Annotated in this window: 15 protein-coding genes; 3 read left to right on the forward strand and 12 right to left on the reverse strand. The window is 70.7% G+C overall.

Translation table 11 applies throughout. From position 1 onward, the window contains the following. Positions 1 to 26: 26 nt before the first annotated feature. Positions 27 to 722, reverse strand: a complete 696-nt coding sequence (locus V1351_RS12120) for an aspartate/glutamate racemase family protein (protein WP_338748443.1) — start codon at positions 720 to 722, stop codon at positions 27 to 29. Positions 723 to 820: 98 nt separating this feature from the next. On the opposite strand from V1351_RS12120, the gene serA reads away from it, so the two are divergent. Further along, a complete protein-coding gene (gene serA, locus V1351_RS12125; protein ID WP_338748444.1) occupies positions 821 to 2,023 on the forward strand; it encodes a phosphoglycerate dehydrogenase in 1,203 nt (400 codons plus the stop codon). Positions 2,024 to 2,125: 102 nt separating this feature from the next. Here serA and groL read toward each other — a convergent pair whose 3' ends face one another. Together groL and groES are read right to left on the reverse strand one after the other, a co-directional pair. Beyond that, positions 2,126 to 3,733 carry a chaperonin GroEL gene (gene groL, locus V1351_RS12130; protein ID WP_338748445.1) on the reverse strand — a complete coding sequence of 536 codons (1,608 nt, stop codon included), beginning with the start codon at positions 3,731 to 3,733 and terminating at the stop codon, positions 2,126 to 2,128. Positions 3,734 to 3,856: 123 nt separating this feature from the next. Next, positions 3,857 to 4,153, reverse strand: a complete 297-nt coding sequence (gene groES, locus V1351_RS12135; RefSeq protein ID WP_185991716.1) for a co-chaperone GroES — start codon at positions 4,151 to 4,153, stop codon at positions 3,857 to 3,859. Positions 4,154 to 4,393: 240 nt separating this feature from the next. Between groES and V1351_RS12140 the strand changes: the two genes are divergently transcribed. Both V1351_RS12140 and V1351_RS12145 read left to right on the forward strand, forming a co-directional pair. Further along, positions 4,394 to 5,635 carry a class I SAM-dependent methyltransferase gene (locus tag V1351_RS12140; RefSeq protein WP_338748446.1) on the forward strand — a complete coding sequence of 414 codons (1,242 nt, stop codon included), beginning with the start codon at positions 4,394 to 4,396 and terminating at the stop codon, positions 5,633 to 5,635. A gap of 22 nt (positions 5,636 to 5,657) precedes the next feature. Beyond that, positions 5,658 to 6,914, forward strand: coding sequence for a glycoside hydrolase family 3 N-terminal domain-containing protein (locus V1351_RS12145; protein ID WP_338748447.1), 1,257 nt, complete (start codon positions 5,658 to 5,660; stop codon positions 6,912 to 6,914). A gap of 69 nt (positions 6,915 to 6,983) precedes the next feature. Here the strand turns inward: V1351_RS12145 and V1351_RS12150 are convergent, their stop codons facing one another. The 9 genes from V1351_RS12150 to alr form a co-directional block, all read right to left on the reverse strand. Next, positions 6,984 to 7,907 carry a glycine betaine ABC transporter substrate-binding protein gene (locus V1351_RS12150; RefSeq protein ID WP_338748448.1) on the reverse strand — a complete coding sequence of 308 codons (924 nt, stop codon included), beginning with the start codon at positions 7,905 to 7,907 and terminating at the stop codon, positions 6,984 to 6,986. Between the two features lie 72 nt (positions 7,908 to 7,979). Beyond that, entirely contained in the window at positions 7,980 to 8,870 is an 891-nt protein-coding gene (locus V1351_RS12155; RefSeq protein WP_338748449.1) for an ABC transporter permease, read from the reverse strand. Then, the gene (locus V1351_RS12160) at positions 8,870 to 10,099 is read right to left on the reverse strand and encodes a quaternary amine ABC transporter ATP-binding protein (RefSeq protein WP_338748451.1); all 1,230 of its coding nucleotides are present in this window, start codon (positions 10,097 to 10,099) and stop codon (positions 8,870 to 8,872) included. Before V1351_RS12160 ends, V1351_RS12155 begins: the two co-directional genes overlap by 1 nt. Before the next feature lie 139 nt (positions 10,100 to 10,238). Beyond that, positions 10,239 to 11,324, reverse strand: a complete 1,086-nt coding sequence (gene tsaD, locus V1351_RS12165) for a tRNA (adenosine(37)-N6)-threonylcarbamoyltransferase complex transferase subunit TsaD (protein WP_338748452.1) — start codon at positions 11,322 to 11,324, stop codon at positions 10,239 to 10,241. Beyond that, complete coding sequence (gene rimI, locus V1351_RS12170; protein WP_338748454.1) at positions 11,321 to 11,791, reverse strand: ribosomal protein S18-alanine N-acetyltransferase; 471 nt, start codon at positions 11,789 to 11,791, stop codon at positions 11,321 to 11,323. The genes tsaD and rimI overlap by 4 nt, the downstream gene beginning before the upstream one ends. Then, positions 11,788 to 12,519 carry a tRNA (adenosine(37)-N6)-threonylcarbamoyltransferase complex dimerization subunit type 1 TsaB gene (tsaB, locus tag V1351_RS12175; RefSeq protein ID WP_338748455.1) on the reverse strand — a complete coding sequence of 244 codons (732 nt, stop codon included), beginning with the start codon at positions 12,517 to 12,519 and terminating at the stop codon, positions 11,788 to 11,790. The genes rimI and tsaB overlap by 4 nt, the downstream gene beginning before the upstream one ends. Further along, a complete protein-coding gene (tsaE, locus tag V1351_RS12180) occupies positions 12,516 to 13,001 on the reverse strand; it encodes a tRNA (adenosine(37)-N6)-threonylcarbamoyltransferase complex ATPase subunit type 1 TsaE (protein WP_422388978.1) in 486 nt (161 codons plus the stop codon). Before tsaE ends, tsaB begins: the two co-directional genes overlap by 4 nt. Beyond that, positions 12,998 to 14,167 carry an alpha/beta fold hydrolase gene (locus V1351_RS12185; RefSeq protein WP_338748456.1) on the reverse strand — a complete coding sequence of 390 codons (1,170 nt, stop codon included), beginning with the start codon at positions 14,165 to 14,167 and terminating at the stop codon, positions 12,998 to 13,000. Before V1351_RS12185 ends, tsaE begins: the two co-directional genes overlap by 4 nt. Further along, positions 14,167 to 15,375 carry an alanine racemase gene (gene alr, locus V1351_RS12190; RefSeq protein WP_338748457.1) on the reverse strand — a complete coding sequence of 403 codons (1,209 nt, stop codon included), beginning with the start codon at positions 15,373 to 15,375 and terminating at the stop codon, positions 14,167 to 14,169. Before alr ends, V1351_RS12185 begins: the two co-directional genes overlap by 1 nt. Positions 15,376 to 15,421: the final 46 nt, after the last annotated feature.

Raw genomic sequence — 15,421 nt, forward strand, 5'->3', positions numbered from 1 at the left:
CCCCTTCGCCCTCACGCGTGGCTGGCTCAGTGGCTGCCGAGCATCCACTCCAGCGCTCGCTCGACGTGGATCTCGGTGGTGTCGTGCATCGGTACCGGTGAGTCCTCGTCGTCGACGAGCAGGCTGATCTCGGTCCCGGCGAGGACGATGCCCTCGGCGCCGCGACCGGCCATGCCCTGCAGGACCTGCCGGAAGGTCTTGCGCGAGCTGTCCTTGATGATCCCGTGGACGAGCTCCTCGTAGATCACCCGGTCGACCTCGCCACGCTCCTCCTCCAGCGGCAGGATCACCTCGATGCCGCGCTCCTCGAAGGGGTCGGTGTAGAAGTCGTGGGACATCGTCGTCGCCGTGGCGACGAGCCCGACCGTGCGCTGGCGGGCGCCCTGCACCGCGGTGGCCGTGGCCTCGGCGATGTGCAGGAAGGGGATGTCGACGCTCGCGCTCACCTCGTCGGCGACGGCGTGCATGGTGTTGGCGGCGATCAGGACGGCCTCCGCTCCCCCGGCCTCCAGACTGCGGGCGCCCTCGACGAGGATCCGGGCCATCGCATCCCAGTCGCCGGCGTTCTCCGCATCGTCGATCGGCTGGAAGTCGAGGCTGTTGATCAGCACCCGCGCACCGTGCAGGCCACCGAGGCGGGCATCGACCCCCTCGTTGAGACGGCGGTAGTACTCCGCCGTCGCCGACCAGCCCATGCCGCCGAGAACTCCCAGAAGACGCATGACCCAACAGTAGGTCAGACGGCCTCGTGGCGGCGTGACAGGTTCCGCATGCCGAACCGGTGCGAGGTCACATCGGGGTCCCGCATACCCTGCACACCGTGAAGGTGCTGCTGCTCGAAAACATCCATGACGCCGCTCGCGAGGCCCTGGTCGATGCCGGGTTCGACGTCCGGACGCGATCCGGTGCGCTCGACGAGCCGGAGCTGATCGCTGCCCTCGAGGGGGTGGACATGCTCGGGATCCGCTCGAAGACCCAGGTGACGCGGGCCGTCCTCGAGGCGCGGCCGGAGGTGAAGGTCATCGGCGCCTTCTGCATCGGGACCAATCAGATCGATCTCGATGCGGCGGCCCGGGCCGGCACCGTCGTCTTCAACGCCCCCTTCTCCAACACGCGCAGCGTGGTGGAGCTGGCGATGGCTGAGATCATCTCGATGGCCCGCCACCTGACCGACAAGAACGCCGCGCTCCACGCCGGCGTCTGGGACAAGTCCGCGAAGGGCGCCCACGAGGTGCGCGGTCGGACCCTGGGCATCATCGGCTACGGCAACATCGGCAGCCAGCTGTCGGTCGTCGCCGAGGCCTTCGGCATGCACGTGTACTACTACGACCTCGACGACAAGCTGCCGCTCGGCAACGCCAAACGGTGCGGATCGCTCGAGGAGCTGCTCGAGCGGTGCGAGACGATCACGCTCCACGTCGACGGACGCTCCGGCAACGCGGGCAACTTCGGGGCCGCGGAGTTCGCCCGGATGCGGCCGCGCAGCCTCTTCCTCAACCTCTCGCGCGGCTTCGTCGTCGACGTGGACTCCCTGCGCGAGAACATCCTCTCCGGTCACCTCGCCGGCGCCGCCATCGACGTCTTCCCGAGCGAGCCGAAGAAGGCGGGCGACGCCTTCGAGTCGGTCCTGCAGGGCCTGCCCAACGTCATCCTCACCCCGCACGTCGGTGGCTCCACCGAGGAGGCGCAGCTGGACATCGGTCGCTACGTCTCCGGCAAGCTGCGCGACTGGGCCCGCACCGGTGCCACGACGATGTCGGTCAACGTGCCGGGCGTCACCGCCCCGCAGACCATCGGTGACACGCGCATCCTCCACCTGCACCAGAACGTCCCCGGCGTCCTGGCCCGCGTCAACGCAATCCTCGCCGAGGGCGGCGCGAACATCGACGGCCAGCAGCTGAGCACCAGGGGTGAGTACGGCTACGCCGTCACCGACCTCGCCGGCTCGCTCCCGGAGGACACCGAGCAGCGCCTGCGCGAGCTCGAGGAGACGGTCGAGGTGCGGGTCATCGTCGCCGACTGACGCGCCTCGGCCCGGTGGACGTGGTCCTCGATGGCCACCCCGGCACCATGACGAAGGGGGCTGCTCACCTCGCGGTGAGCAGCCCCCTTCCGGATCAGGAGATCAGTGGGAGTGACCGTGGCCGGCGGCCTCGGGCTCCTCCTCCTTCTTGTCCACGACGAGGGTCTCGGTGGTCAGCACCATCGAGGCGATCGACGCCGCGTTGACCAGCGCGGAGCGGGTCACCTTGACGGGGTCGATGATCCCGGCGGCCACGAGGTCGCCGTACTCACCGGAGGCGGCGTTGAGGCCGTTGCCCGGGGCGAGCTCCTGGACCTTCGCCACGCTGACGTAGCCCTCGAGGCCGGCGTTCTCGGCGATCCAACGCAGCGGCTCGACCGCGGCCTTGCGCACGATGTTGGCGCCGACGGCCTCGTCGCCCTCGAGGGTGAGCCCGTCGAGGACCGAGACGGCGTGGACGAGCGCGGAGCCACCACCGGCGATGATGCCCTCCTCGATCGCGGCACGCGTCGCGGAGATCGCATCCTCGATGCGGTGCTTCTTCTCCTTCAGCTCCACCTCGGTGTGGGCACCGACCTGGATGACGCAGACGCCCCCGGCGAGCTTCGCGAGGCGCTCCTGGAGCTTCTCGCGGTCCCAGTCGGAGTCGGTGCGCTCGATCTCGGCCTTGATCTGGTTCACGCGACCGGTGACCTCGTCGGCATTGCCCTGGCCGTCGATGATCGTCGTGTTGTCCTTGGTGACGACGACGCGACGGGCCTGGCCGAGGTCCTCGAGGCCGACCTGGTCGAGCTTGAGGCCGACCTCCTCGGCGACGACCTGGCCGCCGGTGAGGACGGCCATGTCCTGCAGCATCGCCTTGCGGCGGTCACCGAAACCGGGGGCCTTGACGGCCACGACGTTGAAGACACCCTTGAGCTTGTTGACCACGAGGGTGGACAGCGCCTCGCCGTCCACGTCCTCGGCGATGATCATCAGCGGCTTGCCGGACTGGACGACCTTCTCCAGCACCGGCAGGATCTCCTGGATGTTGGAGATCTTGCCCTGGTTGATCAGCACGTAGGCGTCCTCGAGGACGGCCTCCATGCGCTCGGGGTCGGTGACGAAGTACGGGCTGATGTAGCCCTTGTCGAACTGCATGCCCTCGGTGAACTCGAGAGCGGTCTCGGCGGTCGAGGACTCCTCGACGGTGATGACACCGTCCTTGCCGACCTTGTCGAAGGCGTCGGCGATGGTGGAGCCGATGACCTGGTCCTGCGCCGAGAGGGCAGCGACCTGGGCGATCTCGTCCTTGTCGCCCAGCTCGCTGGCGTTCTCCAGCAGGCGCTCGGACACGGCCTGGACGGCCTGGTCGATGCCGCGCTTGAGGCCGGAGGGGGCAGCACCCGCCGCGACGTTGCGCAGGCCCTCGCGGACCATTGCCTGGGCGAGGACGGTCGCGGTGGTCGTGCCGTCACCGGCGACGTCGTTGGTCTTGGTCGCAACCTCCTTCGCCAGCTGTGCGCCGAGGTCCTCGTAGGAGTCCTCGAGCTCGATCTCGCGGGCGATGGTCACGCCGTCGTTGGTGATGGTGGGGGCGCCCCACGCCTTGTCGATGACGACGTTGCGGCCCTTGGGGCCGAGCGTCACCTTGACGGCGTTGGCGAGCTGGTCGACGCCACGCAGGAGGGCGTCACGGGCGGAGTCGTTGAACTCCAGTTCCTTGGCCATGGATGTCCTTTGGTCTCAGGTGAGATGGGGGAAACGGCGACGCCCCGGTGGGACCCCGGGAGGGCCCGCACCCGGGGCGTCAGCAGTTGCGACCGGTGCCCGGTCGCGGGGTCTCGGGGATCGTCAGCCGACGATCGCGAGGACGTCGCGCGCGGAGAGGATCAGGTACTCCTCGCCACCGTGCTTGACCTCGGTGCCGCCGTACTTGGAGTAGATGACACGGTCGCCGATGGAGATGTCCATCGGGACGCGCTCGTCACCGTCGTCGTTGAAGCGGCCGGGGCCGACGGCAACGACCTCGCCCTCCTGCGGCTTCTCCTTGGCGGTGTCCGGGATGACGAGCCCGGACGCGGTGGTCTGCTCGGCCTCGACGGACTGGACGACGATGCGGTCCTCGAGCGGCTTGATGGAAACCGACACGCTGACTCCTTTGGGTGAGGGTCGTGGATGATGAGTTCTCGGTGGTGCCGGGCCGGACGCCGTCGCGGGGGTCGACCAGCCGTGGCCTTGGCACTCGCCAGTGGTGAGTGCCAAGTCCAAATCTAGGCGGGCGTTGGCACTCGGTCAACCTGAGTGCCAATTCTGCCGACCCGGGGCCCTGACGGCCCTCACCCGGCCCGTCCTCCTCGCCGAACTCGCGGAGAGGGGACAATGCCCCGTGTGGATCTGACGACCGTGCGCTGGCTGGCCTCCCCGGAGGGCCATGCCGCCCTGCACGATCTCCCGGACTACCGGGAGGCCGACGCCGTGGCACAGATCGGCGCGCTGCGGGCCCGGGGCCGCACCGCCGAGCAGGCCGCCGCGCTGATGACCCAGAAGCGCCTGCGGGCACGGGCGCAGGAGAAGTTCGGCGAGTTCGCCGAGGGCATGCTGTTCACCCCCGACGGGCTGGAGCAGGCCAGCCGTCTCGAGGTCGCCGCCACCCACGCCGGCCGGTACGCGGCCGCCAGCCTGGCGACCGTCCACGACCTCGGCTGCGGCATCGGCTCCGACGCGATGGCCATGAGCGCCCTGGGCGTGACCGTGCATGCCGTCGACGCCGACCCGCTCACCGCGGCCCTGGCCGACATCAACCTGCGTCCGTGGCCGGACAGTCGCGCCCGCACCGGGGTGGCGGAGGACTTCGACCCTCCGGTCGATCCGCTGCACGCCCGCGCCGGCGTCTGGCTCGACCCGGCTCGCCGCACACCCGGCGTCGCCGACCGTCATGGCCGTACCCGCCGCGTGTTCCGGCTTGACGAGATCTCGCCGTCCTGGGACTTCGTGCTCTCCGTCGCCCGTGACGTGCCGGCGACCGGCGCCAAGCTGAGCCCCTCCCTTCCCCATGACATCCCACCACTGGGGACCGAGGCGCAGTGGCTCTCCTGGCAGGGCACCGTGCTGGAGTGCACCGTCTGGTGGGGTCCCCTGGTGAAGGAGGCCGGCCGGAGTGCCCGCGTCCTGCGCCGGGGCATCCCCCCGGTCGAGGTCGACGAGCGCAGCTGCGAGGAGGACCCGCCTCGGGCGACCTCGCTGGCCGACACCGGTCGGTGGCTGTACGAGGCCGACCGGGCGGTCGTGCGGGCGGGCCTGATCGGGACCGTCACCGGTGCCGTGTCCGGCGCGGAACTCGAGCCGGGCCTGGGGTACGTCTCGAGCGATCTGGAGATCGACCTGGGGCACGCCCGCCGGTTCGAGGTGCTGGAAGCCATGCCCTTCTCCGTCAAGACCCTGCGTGCGTGGCTGCGGGAGCACGGCATCACCGGCCTGACGATCAAGAAGCGGGGGATCCGGCTCGACGAGGACCAGCTACGCCGCCAACTGAAGATCGGTCGGGGCGCCGGGGACGGTGCGAGCGCCACCATCGTGCTCACCCGCGTCGCCGGCGCCCAGACGGTGCTCGTCGTGTCCCCCGCCGGCTGAGTGCCGCGGGTAGCGTTCGGACATGCCCCGTCGTCACCACCTGCCCCGCGTCGCCGCCGGCGCGGCCGTGCTCGCCCTCCTCGGGTGCGGCGGGTCCGGCAACTCGAACCCGACCGGCACGAGTGGCTCATCCAGCGCGTCCGGGTCCTCCTCGGCCTCGTCCTCGGGCAGTTCGTCCTCGTCCGCGTCATCGGGCGGCACCTCTCCCTCCGCCTCATCCTCCGACCCCCGGACCAGCGCGTGCGTCGCCGACGTGCGGGAGGCGATGACGCCGACGCAACAGGCGGGTCAACTGCTCATGGCGGCGATGTACCCCGGCTCCGCGACGAGTCTGGACCCCTACATCGACGACCAGGGTCTGGGCTCGATGCTCTACCTCGGAGGGTGGCAGGGCTCGTCGGCCGTCGAGGCAGCGAGCAGTCACCTCCAGCAGGTCGCGCCCACCATCGATGGGACGACGGTCGGCATGCTCGTCTCCGCCGACCAGGAGGGCGGCCAGGTCCAGCAGTTCACCGGGGCCGGCTTCTCATCCATTCCCTCCGGCCTGGACCAGGCACGGCTGCCCGACCTGCGTTCCTCCGCGAAGGGGTGGGGAGCCGAGCTCGCCTCTGTCGGCGTCGACGTCAACCTCGCTCCTGTCGCCGACACCGTCCCCGCCTCCGTCGGCCGGGCCAACGAACCGATCGGCCAGTGGGGTCGGGAGTACGGCTCGACCCCGCAGGTGGCCGGGGCGGGAGCGCTCGCCTTCGCGCAGGGGATGCAGGACGCCGGCGTGGAGCCGACCGTCAAGCACTTCCCCGGCATCGGCCGGATCACCGGCAACCCCGATCTGACGGCGCAGGGCATCACCGACGACGAGATGACCACTGACGACCCACAGTTGGCCGCCTTCAAGACGGTCATCGACGGCGGCACGAACATCGTCATGGTCGGCTCCGCGCGCTACGCCAAGATCGACCCGGGCACCCCGGCGGTCTTCTCCGAACGGATCATCGAGGGGATGCTGCGCCGCGGCCTCGACTTCGACGGGGTGGTCATCACCGACGACGTGGGCGCCGCGGCGGCGGTCCAGGCCACGTCGGTCGCGCAGCGAGCGACGCGATTCATCGCCGCCGGGGGCGACATCGTGCTCACCGTCGAGCCGGACCAGGTGCCGACGATGACCTCCGCGATCGTGGAGGAGGCGAAGGGGGATCCCGCCTTCGCCGATCAGGTCCAGCGCTCGGTGACCCGCGTCCTGGCGCTCAAGGAGGACATGGGCCTGCTGATCTGCGGCTAACTGCCCCTGAACGAGAGCGAGCCCCGGTCCGATCGGACCGGGGCTCGCGCGTGCTGCGGGAAGAGGGTCCTACTTCTTCTCGGTCAGCTCGGTCTCGAAGGCCTCGGGGTACTCCTCGACGAACGCGTCGATGGCCTCGGTCTCCTTGCCCTCGCCGTACTCGTTGACGACCATGTCCTCGAGCGCGCCGTACTGCTCGTCGTCGAGCTTGATGCCCGCGATCAGCTCGGCCGCCTCGGGGAAGTCCTCGGAGAAGGTCTCCGAGCCGAGGAAGTGCAGGGCCTCGGGCTCACCGAGAGCGCCCTTGGGGTCCTTGAGGTCGCGCACCGGGAAGGCGCTGTTGGCCCAGAAGGGGCGCCACAGGGTGACGACGATCTCCTCCTCGGCGTCGGTGGCCTTCTTCAGCTCGGCGAGCATGCCCGTGGTCGAGGAGGTCACCAGCTCGAAGTCGCTCCCCAGGCCGTAGTCCGGGATGACGCTGTCCTTGGTGGCCTTGGTCAGGCCGGCGCCCGGTTCGATGCCGATGATCTTGCCGTCCAGCTCGTCGGCGTGGTCCGGCAGGTCGGCGATCGACTGCATCTCGCTGTACTCCGGCACCGCGAAGGTCAGCTTCGCGTTGTCGTAGTAGGCGCCGACGTCCTCGATCTTGTCGCCGTACTCCTCCATGTAGGAGGCGTGGGTCACCTCCGGCCATGCGGAGGGGTACATGTCCACATCACCCTTGGACAGGGCGGTGTACAGCGGGCCGGCCTCGGTGAGGGTCTGCATCTCGACCTCGTAACCGGCCTTGGTCAGCTGGTCCTCGAGGAGATAAGCGGTGGACAGTCCGTCGGTCCAGGAGGGGATGAAGCCCAGGGTGATGGTGCCCTTTGCCTCTCCCTCGCCCCCGGAGCCGGAGTCTCCGCTGTCGCTGTCGCCACAGGCGGCGAGCGTGAGCGCCAGGGTGGAGGCGGCCGTGGCGGCGAGGGCCCTGCGAGTGAATCGCGTGTTCATCGGTGTGTCCTTTCGTGTGACGCCACCGCAGAGGCGGTGAAGTCGGTGTCACCGGCACGGTGCCGGTCGGGGTCAGGAGCGGCTGAAGGTCTTGCGCAGCAGACGTCGGAGTGAGCCGGGGTACTCGCCCGGGTCACCGAGGGCGGCGGTCGTGCGGTCGAGGAAGATCGCCAGGATCACCACGCCCAGACCGGCCTCGACACCCTTGGGGATGTTCAGGGTCGAGATCGCGGAGACGACCTCCTTGCCCAGGCCGTCGGCGCCGACCATGCCGGCGATGACGACCATCGACAGGGCGAGCATGATCACCTGGTTGACCCCGGCCATGATGGTCGGCAGCGCCAGCGGCAACTGGATGCCGCGCAGGATCTGTCGTGGCGTGGCACCGAATGCGGCGCCGGCCTCGACCGTCTCCGAGTCGACCTGGCGGATGCCCAGCTCGGTCAACCGCACTCCCGGGGGGAGGGAGAAGATCACGGTGGCCACGACGCCGGGGACGGCGCCGACGCTGAAGAAGATGATCGCCGGGATCAGGTAGACGAAGGCGGGCATCGTCTGCATGAAGTCCAGCAGCGGCCGGATGGCGGTGCTCACACCGGGACTGCGGGCTGCGGCGATGCCGATGGGGATGGCGATGACGACCGCGACCAGCGTGGCGATGATCACCAGCGACAGCGTCAGCATCGCGTTGTTCCACTGCCCCATGGCGGCGATGAGCACGAATCCGATCGGCGTCGCGATGGCGAACTGCCAGGACCGCGCCAGCCAGGCGATGAGCGTGAAGACGAGGACCATCACCCATGCGGGTGGTGTCAGCAGGACCGTGTTCAGCGAGTCCACGAGCCACCCGACCACGAGGCTGATGAAGTCGAAGACGGCGGAGAAGTTCGTGGTCAGCCAGTCGATGATCGACTCGGCCCACTCGCCGACGTGCACGCGGGGGAACATCGTCTCGTCCTCCATCAGCGCACCCCCTCACCGATCGTGGATGGCACCGAGGACTGTCCACCGTTGTCCGTGGAGCTCGACGCGGCTGCCAGCAGGGTCACGTGGGGAATCGTGCCGAGGACCCGGTCGTGCTCGTCGACGACGACCACCGGGCTGTTGGCGTCGGAGGCGTCGCGGAACATGTCCGCCAGCAGGGTCGTCGGGGTCGCAGTGGCCACCTGGTCCCGTGGGATCACCGGCAACATGTCCCGGCGCTCACGGACGGCGGCTGCCACACCCGCTTCGTGGACCATGCCGACCAGGGTGCGGTCCCGTCCGACGACGACCAGCCACGAGGTCTGGGTCTCGCGCATGAGCTTCTGCGCCACGAGTGGCCCCTGCTCGGGGCCGATGATGACCGGCGGGCTCTCCATGATCCCGTCCGCGGTGATCACCCGGCTGCGATCGACGTCCTGGACGAACTGCGCGACGTAGTTGTTGGCGGGGTCGTTGAGGATCTGCTCGGCCGTACCGATCTGCTCGATCCGTCCGTCGCGCATCATCGCGATGCGGTCGCCCAGACGCATCGCCTCGTTGAGGTCGTGCGTGATGAACAGGACCGTCTTGTCCAGCCGGTTCTGCAGCTCGACGAGCTTGTCCTGCATCTCCCGACGGATCAGCGGGTCCAGGGCACTGAACGCCTCGTCCATCAGCATGATGTCGGTGCCGGCGGCCAGGGCGCGAGCGAGGCCGACGCGCTGGCGCATCCCCCCGGAGAGCTCGCCGGGCTTGTACCCGGCCCAGCCCCCGAGGTCGACCATGTCCAGGGCCTCTTCTGCCTTGGCCTGGCGGTCGGCGCGGTTGACTCCCTGCACCTCGAGTGCGTAGGCGGCGTTCTCCCCGACAGTGCGGTGGGGCATCAGCGCGAAGTGCTGGAAGACCATGCTGACGTTCTCCCGGCGCACGCGACGCAGGTGCTCGCCCTTGGCGCGGGTGACGTTGGTGTCACCGATGTGGACCTCGCCCGAGGTCGGCTGCAGCAGACCGTTGACCATGCGGATCAGGGTCGACTTGCCGGATCCGGACAGGCCCATGACGACGAAGATCTCTCCCGGGTCGACCGAGAAGGATGCGTCGATCACCGCCGCGGTCAGGCCCATCGAGCGCAATTCACCGCGGTCGGTCCCTTGCTGGAGCGCTTGCACTCCTCGTTCGGGTCTGCGCCCGAACACCTTGTACAGGTTGTTCGCCGTGATCGAAGCCACACGTCTCCTCAGTCATCCGTCTGCACACCGGGAGGGCTGACTCGCCCGTGAATCCGGTGTGACTACTTGCTTACGCAATCATCATTGATCGGTCAGGCGCACATCGAGAGGCCATTTGTGACCCGAATGGAATCCCGGGTCAGTGGTCGTGGTCGACCGCCACGGGCAGCCCGGTACGCACATCGGTGACCGGCAACGAGCTGTCCGCCGGCAACGAGGGATCGCTCGGCGCGCGTCCCTTGAGCATCAGCTGCGCCCCGAGGCTGGCAACCATGGCGCCGTTGTCCGTGCACAGGCTACGCCGTGGCACGCGAAGGGCGATCCCCGCCTCCTCGCACCGATGCCGGGCCATCTCCCGCAGTCGGGAGTTGGCGGCGACGCCGCCGCCGACCTGCAGTGCGGCGACGTCGTGCTCCCGGCACGCGAGCACCGCCTTGCGGGTGAGCACGTCGGTGACCGCCTCCTGGAAGGACGCGGCGACATCCGCGACCGAGATGTCCCGACCGGCGGCCCGCTCGGCCTCCACCCAACGGGTCACGGCGGTCTTGAGCCCGGAGAAGGAGAAGTCGAAGCGGTGGCGCTCCATGTCCTTGCGGCTGGTCAGTCCCCGCGGGAAGTCGATGGTGATCTGCCCGTCGCTCGAGGCCCGGTCGATGTGCGGTCCGCCGGGGAAGGGCAGACCGAGAACGCGGGCGACCTTGTCGAAGGCCTCGCCCGCCGCGTCGTCGATCGTCGACCCGAGGCTGCGGATGTCGTGCGTGACGTCCGGCACGAGCAGGAGGGAGGAGTGGCCGCCACTGACGAGCATGGCCATCGTCGGCTCCGGCAGCGGCCCGTGCTCGACGATGTCGACGGCGACGTGGCTGGCGAGGTGGTTGACCCCGTAGAGCGGGGCGCCCAGCGCCACCGACAGCGCCTTGGCGGAGGCGACGCCGACCATGAGTGCGCCGGCCAGGCCGGGCCCGGCCGTGACCGCGATGCCGTCGAGGTCCGACAGCGCGACACCCGCCTCGCGGCAGGCCTTCTCGATCATCGGGACCATGGCCTCGAGGTGTGCCCGTGAGGCGACCTCGGGCACGACCCCGCCGAACCGGGCGTGCTCGTCGACGCTCGAGGCGATGGCATCCACGAGCAGCTCGGTTCCGCGGACGATGCCCACGCCGGTCTCGTCGCACGAGGTCTCGATACCCAGGACGAGGGGCTGGTCGGTGGCCGGACTGCTCATGTCAACTCCTGGCTCAGGTCGAGGGCGAGGACCAGGGCGTCGACCCCGTCCGGGTAGTAACCGCGCCGGGTCGCCAGCAGCTCGAAGCCACGAGCCGAGTAGAGGCCACGGGCGGCCGCGTTGTCCGCACGGACCTCGAGCAGGAGGCGCTGCGCCCCCACGCGGACGGCGCGGTCGACGAGCTCGTCGAGGAGCCGGCGCCCCAGGCCGACGCCGCGGGCCCGGGGCAGCACGGCGATGGTCATGACGTCGCTGACCCCACCGCCGTGGTCGAGCCCGGCGTAGCCGGCCACTCCCCCTTCGTCCTCGGCGAGGAGGTACTCGCGGCGGGGGCGTCCGGCGAGCTCACCCCACCATGAGGCCGGGCTCCATGCCTCGGCGCCGAAGAGCTCGACCTCCAGGCCCGCGAGCTGCTCGAGGTCCTGCCAGCGGACCTCGCGCACGACCGCCGCCACAGCGGCGCTCACTGCTGTGCCTGCGCTTGCTGCCGGCCACCTCGGCGTCGCTGCTGCTGTGGTGGGGTGGCCGGCTTCGGGGCGGCCGGTGCGGCGGTGTCCGGACGCCGCAGGTAGAGCGGCTCGACGGGCATCTCCGCGCCGGCGGCGATGCGCCGGACCGCGAGCGCTGCGAGGGCGCCGGCGTCGACGTCGAGCAGGTCGGCTCCGGACAGCTCGACGGCCCGCGGGAACAGCTGCGGGTAGAGAAGGGGGCCCCGCCCGGCGGTGGGCAGGTCACGGGCCGCGTCGGGCAGGTCGGCGGGCTTGTCCACGGCGGGGCTGGTCAGTGGCTGCGCGTGCCCAGCGGTACAGCGGTAGCGGGCCCAGTAGACCTCCTTGCGACGGGCGTCCGTGGCGACGAGCAGGTCCCCGTCGTGACCGCCGGCGGCTGCTGCGTCCGCCAGGGCGTCCAACGAGCACACCCCGTGGACGGTGATGTCGCGGGCGTGGGCGAAGGTCTGGGCGGTCACGAGACCGACGCGCAGGCCGGTGAAGGGGCCCGGGCCGGTGCCGACGGCCACGTGGGTGATCTCGTCCGGGGCGGTGCCCGCGGTCGCCATGACCTCGATGAGCAGCGGCGCGAGGAGCTCGGTGTGCCGGCGGGCGTCGACGGCGCTGCGGGCGGCGAGGACCTGCTCACCGTCGTGGACGGCCGCGGTGATCGCCGAGGTGGCCGTGTCCATCGCGAGGACCCTCATTCCCTGCTCCCTTCGTCGGACGCCAGCAGCGCCGCGATCGCGATGCCGTCCCACCGGGGGCCGACGGCCTGCACCTCCATGGTGCGCGACTCCGTCACGGGGTCCGCGACGAGCGTGATCTCCAGCCGGTCCTCGGCCAGGCCCTCCGCCAGGCCGGCCCCCCACTCGACGACGGTCACGGCGTCGTCGAGGTCTGCGTCGAGGTCGAGGTCGTCCAGCTCGGCGATCCCGCCGAGGCGGTAGGCATCGGCGTGCACCAGCTCGGGTCCCCCGACGAGCGAGGGGTGGATCCGGGCGATGACGAAGGTCGGCGAGGTCACCGACCCGCGCACGCCCAGACCGTCGCCCAGGCCCCGGGTGAAGGTGGTCTTGCCGGCGCCGAGGCCACCGGAGAGCACCACGAGGTCACCGGCGCGCAGCAGCCCGGCCAGTCGTCGACCGGCGTCGATGGTCGCGTCCGCGTCGGGCAGCACCAGCATCATGCCGAGGCCTCCCGCACGGCCCCCTTCGCCCGCGCCGCGTCCTGCTCGGCGTCCTCGCCGAGCGGTCGCTCGAGCAGGCCGAAGATCGCATCGGTGACGGCACCGGGACGCTCCAGCTGGAGGATGTGGCCGACCCCGGGGACGACGACGAGCTCTGCCGCGGGCAGCGCCTCCGCGAGCCGGTCGCTGTGCGCCGGTGGAGTCAGGATGTCGCGGGACCCGGCGACGATGAGCACGGGCGTCTCCACGAGCGCGGGCAGAGCGTCACGGATGTCGAGGCCGTCCAGCTCGGGCAGGAAGGCGCCGATGGTGTCCAGCCGCGTGCCGAAGACCATCGTCGCCACCTGCCGCAGCAGGTCCTTGGGCATCTCCGTGCCGAAGGCGTACTTCTGCACCGCCCACGACTCGATGCCCCGCCCCGCTGCTCGGGCGCTGCCCCAGAGGCCGGCGCGGTTGGCGAGGTTACCCAGGATGCCGGGTCCCAGCGCGGCGATGATGCGGTCGAAGCGCTGGCCGAGACCGAGCTGGACGAGGCTGTCCCCACCGGCGCTCGTCGCGATGAGCGCTGCGCCGACGACGCGGTCACGAGTCAGCCGCTGGTACCGGCCGGCGAAGCTCATGATCGTCATGCCGCCCATGGAGTGGCCGACGAGGACGAGGTCGCCCTGCGGGCTCGTCGCGTCGACCACGGCCCGCAGGTCCTTGCCGAGCTGGTCGATGGTGCAGGCTGCGAGGTCGCCGTGCTCCGAGCGGCCGTGGTTGCGCTGGTCGTAGCTGACCACGCGGTACCCGGCGCCGACGAGCTCGCGGCGCTGGTGGATCCAGGAGCTGAGGTTGAGCACGAAGCCGTGGACGAGGACGACGGTCGGACGACCGCTGCCAGCCCACCCCTGCGGCTCGTCGACCTCCACGTGCAGCACGACGCCGTCGTTGGCGGGAACCGCGAGGGTCCTGTCGGCCGCGAAGGGAAAGACGTGCACCTTGTCGGGGGCGGTGACGGCGTGGGCCCGCGAGCGCTGCACCGCCGTACGGCCGGCGAGCCCGGCACCGGCGATGGCGGCACCGCCGACCACGGCGGCGGCGAGGCCCACACCGGTGGCGGCAGCCCGACCGGCGCGGTTGGACGTGGGGCCCTTGCCACTCGAGTTGGTCTCGGTCCGGCCCATCAGCATGCTCCCAGGTAGCGGCGCGGGACACGGGCCCCGAGCCGGGTGACGATCTCGTAGTTGATCGTGTCGATCGCGGCGGCCCAGTCCTGGGCCGTCGGCTCACCGTCGGCCTCACGCCCGATGAGGACGACCTCGTCGCCCGCGACGGCGGTGCTGTCGGGCCCGAGATCGAGGACGAACTGGTCCATGCACACCCGGCCGGCCACCGTGAGCCGCCGGCCGTCGGCGAGCACGGGCCCGACGTTGCCGGCGTGGCGCGGGATGCCGTCCGCGTAGCCGAGCGGGACGAGGCCCAGCCGGGTCTCCCCCTTCGTCGTGTACTGGTGGCCGTAGGAGACGCCCTGCCCGGCGGCGGACGCCTTGACGTTGATCAGGCGGGCGGTCACCCGCATCGCCTCGCGCAGCCCGAAGTGGGTGGGCCCGCCGATGTCGGGAACCGGTGACAGGCCGTAGATCGAAACGCCGGGGCGCACCATGTCGAACCGCGCGGAGGGGTTGGTCAGCGTGGCCGCGGAGTTGGACAGGTGGCGCAGTCGGGGACGCAGCCCGGCCCGCTGGGCGTCGGCCAGGACCGCGACGAAGGTGTCCTGCTGGGCCTGCACCGTGGGATGCCCCGGGGCGTCCGCGCAGGCGAAGTGGGAGAAGATCCCCTCGACGTCGACGACGCCCTCGGCCTCGAGCCGGGCCGCGTGCAGGAGGACCTCCGCGAGGTCGTCCGCCCATGCGCCCCCACGACCCAGACCGGTGTCGGCCTTGATGTGGATCCGGGCCGTCGAGCCGACCTCGCGGGCCGCCGCGGCGATCTCGGTCAGGGCCCACGGGGCGCCTGCGGAGAGGGTCAGGTCGGCACGGATCGCTGCCGAGAGGTCCGCCCCCGGCGGGAAGAGCCAGGTGAGCACGGGCGCGGTGATGCCCGCTGCCCGGGCGGCCAACGCCTCGGACAGCTGGGCGATCGCGAGGTAGGTGGCACCTCCCGCGAGAGCCGCTCGTGCGACGGGGGCGAGGCCGTGACCGTAGGCATCGCCCTTGATCACGGCCATGACGTCGGCGTCGCCGGCGAGGCGCGCGAGCTGGGCGACGTTGTCGCTGATCGCGTCGAGGTCGATGTCCGCCCACGCCGAGAGGCCCCGCGTGGAGGCATCGGTCGGCAGCACCGACGAGGTCGCGACGGAGGGAAGGGCTGGGTGCGGTGTCGAGGTGTCCATGAGCCGTCGGCCAGTCTAGGCCGCGGAAGGGGTGCAGGATGGCAGG

The sequence above is a fragment of the Janibacter sp. A1S7 genome (assembly GCF_037198315.1).
In the GTDB taxonomy this organism is placed as follows: Bacteria; Actinomycetota; Actinomycetes; order Actinomycetales; family Dermatophilaceae; genus Janibacter; species Janibacter alittae.

What these genes read in the sequence shown, in the direction of transcription:
- tsaE (WP_422388978.1), bottom strand. Translation starts at nt 13,001, where the DNA reads ATGATGCTGGTGCTGCCCGACGCGGACGCGACCATCGACGCCGGTCGA.
- V1351_RS12150 (WP_338748448.1), bottom strand. Translation starts at nt 7,907, where the DNA reads ATGAACACGCGATTCACTCGCAGGGCCCTCGCCGCCACGGCCGCCTCC.
- V1351_RS12155 (WP_338748449.1), bottom strand. Translation starts at nt 8,870, where the DNA reads ATGGAGGACGAGACGATGTTCCCCCGCGTGCACGTCGGCGAGTGGGCC.
- groL (WP_338748445.1), bottom strand. Translation starts at nt 3,733, where the DNA reads ATGGCCAAGGAACTGGAGTTCAACGACTCCGCCCGTGACGCCCTCCTG.
- tsaD (WP_338748452.1), bottom strand. Translation starts at nt 11,324, where the DNA reads ATGAGCAGTCCGGCCACCGACCAGCCCCTCGTCCTGGGTATCGAGACC.
- V1351_RS12145 (WP_338748447.1), top strand. Translation starts at nt 5,658, where the DNA reads ATGCCCCGTCGTCACCACCTGCCCCGCGTCGCCGCCGGCGCGGCCGTG.
- alr (WP_338748457.1), bottom strand. Translation starts at nt 15,375, where the DNA reads ATGGACACCTCGACACCGCACCCAGCCCTTCCCTCCGTCGCGACCTCG.
- tsaB (WP_338748455.1), bottom strand. Translation starts at nt 12,519, where the DNA reads ATGAGGGTCCTCGCGATGGACACGGCCACCTCGGCGATCACCGCGGCC.
- V1351_RS12120 (WP_338748443.1), bottom strand. Translation starts at nt 722, where the DNA reads ATGCGTCTTCTGGGAGTTCTCGGCGGCATGGGCTGGTCGGCGACGGCG.
- V1351_RS12185 (WP_338748456.1), bottom strand. Translation starts at nt 14,167, where the DNA reads ATGGGCCGGACCGAGACCAACTCGAGTGGCAAGGGCCCCACGTCCAAC.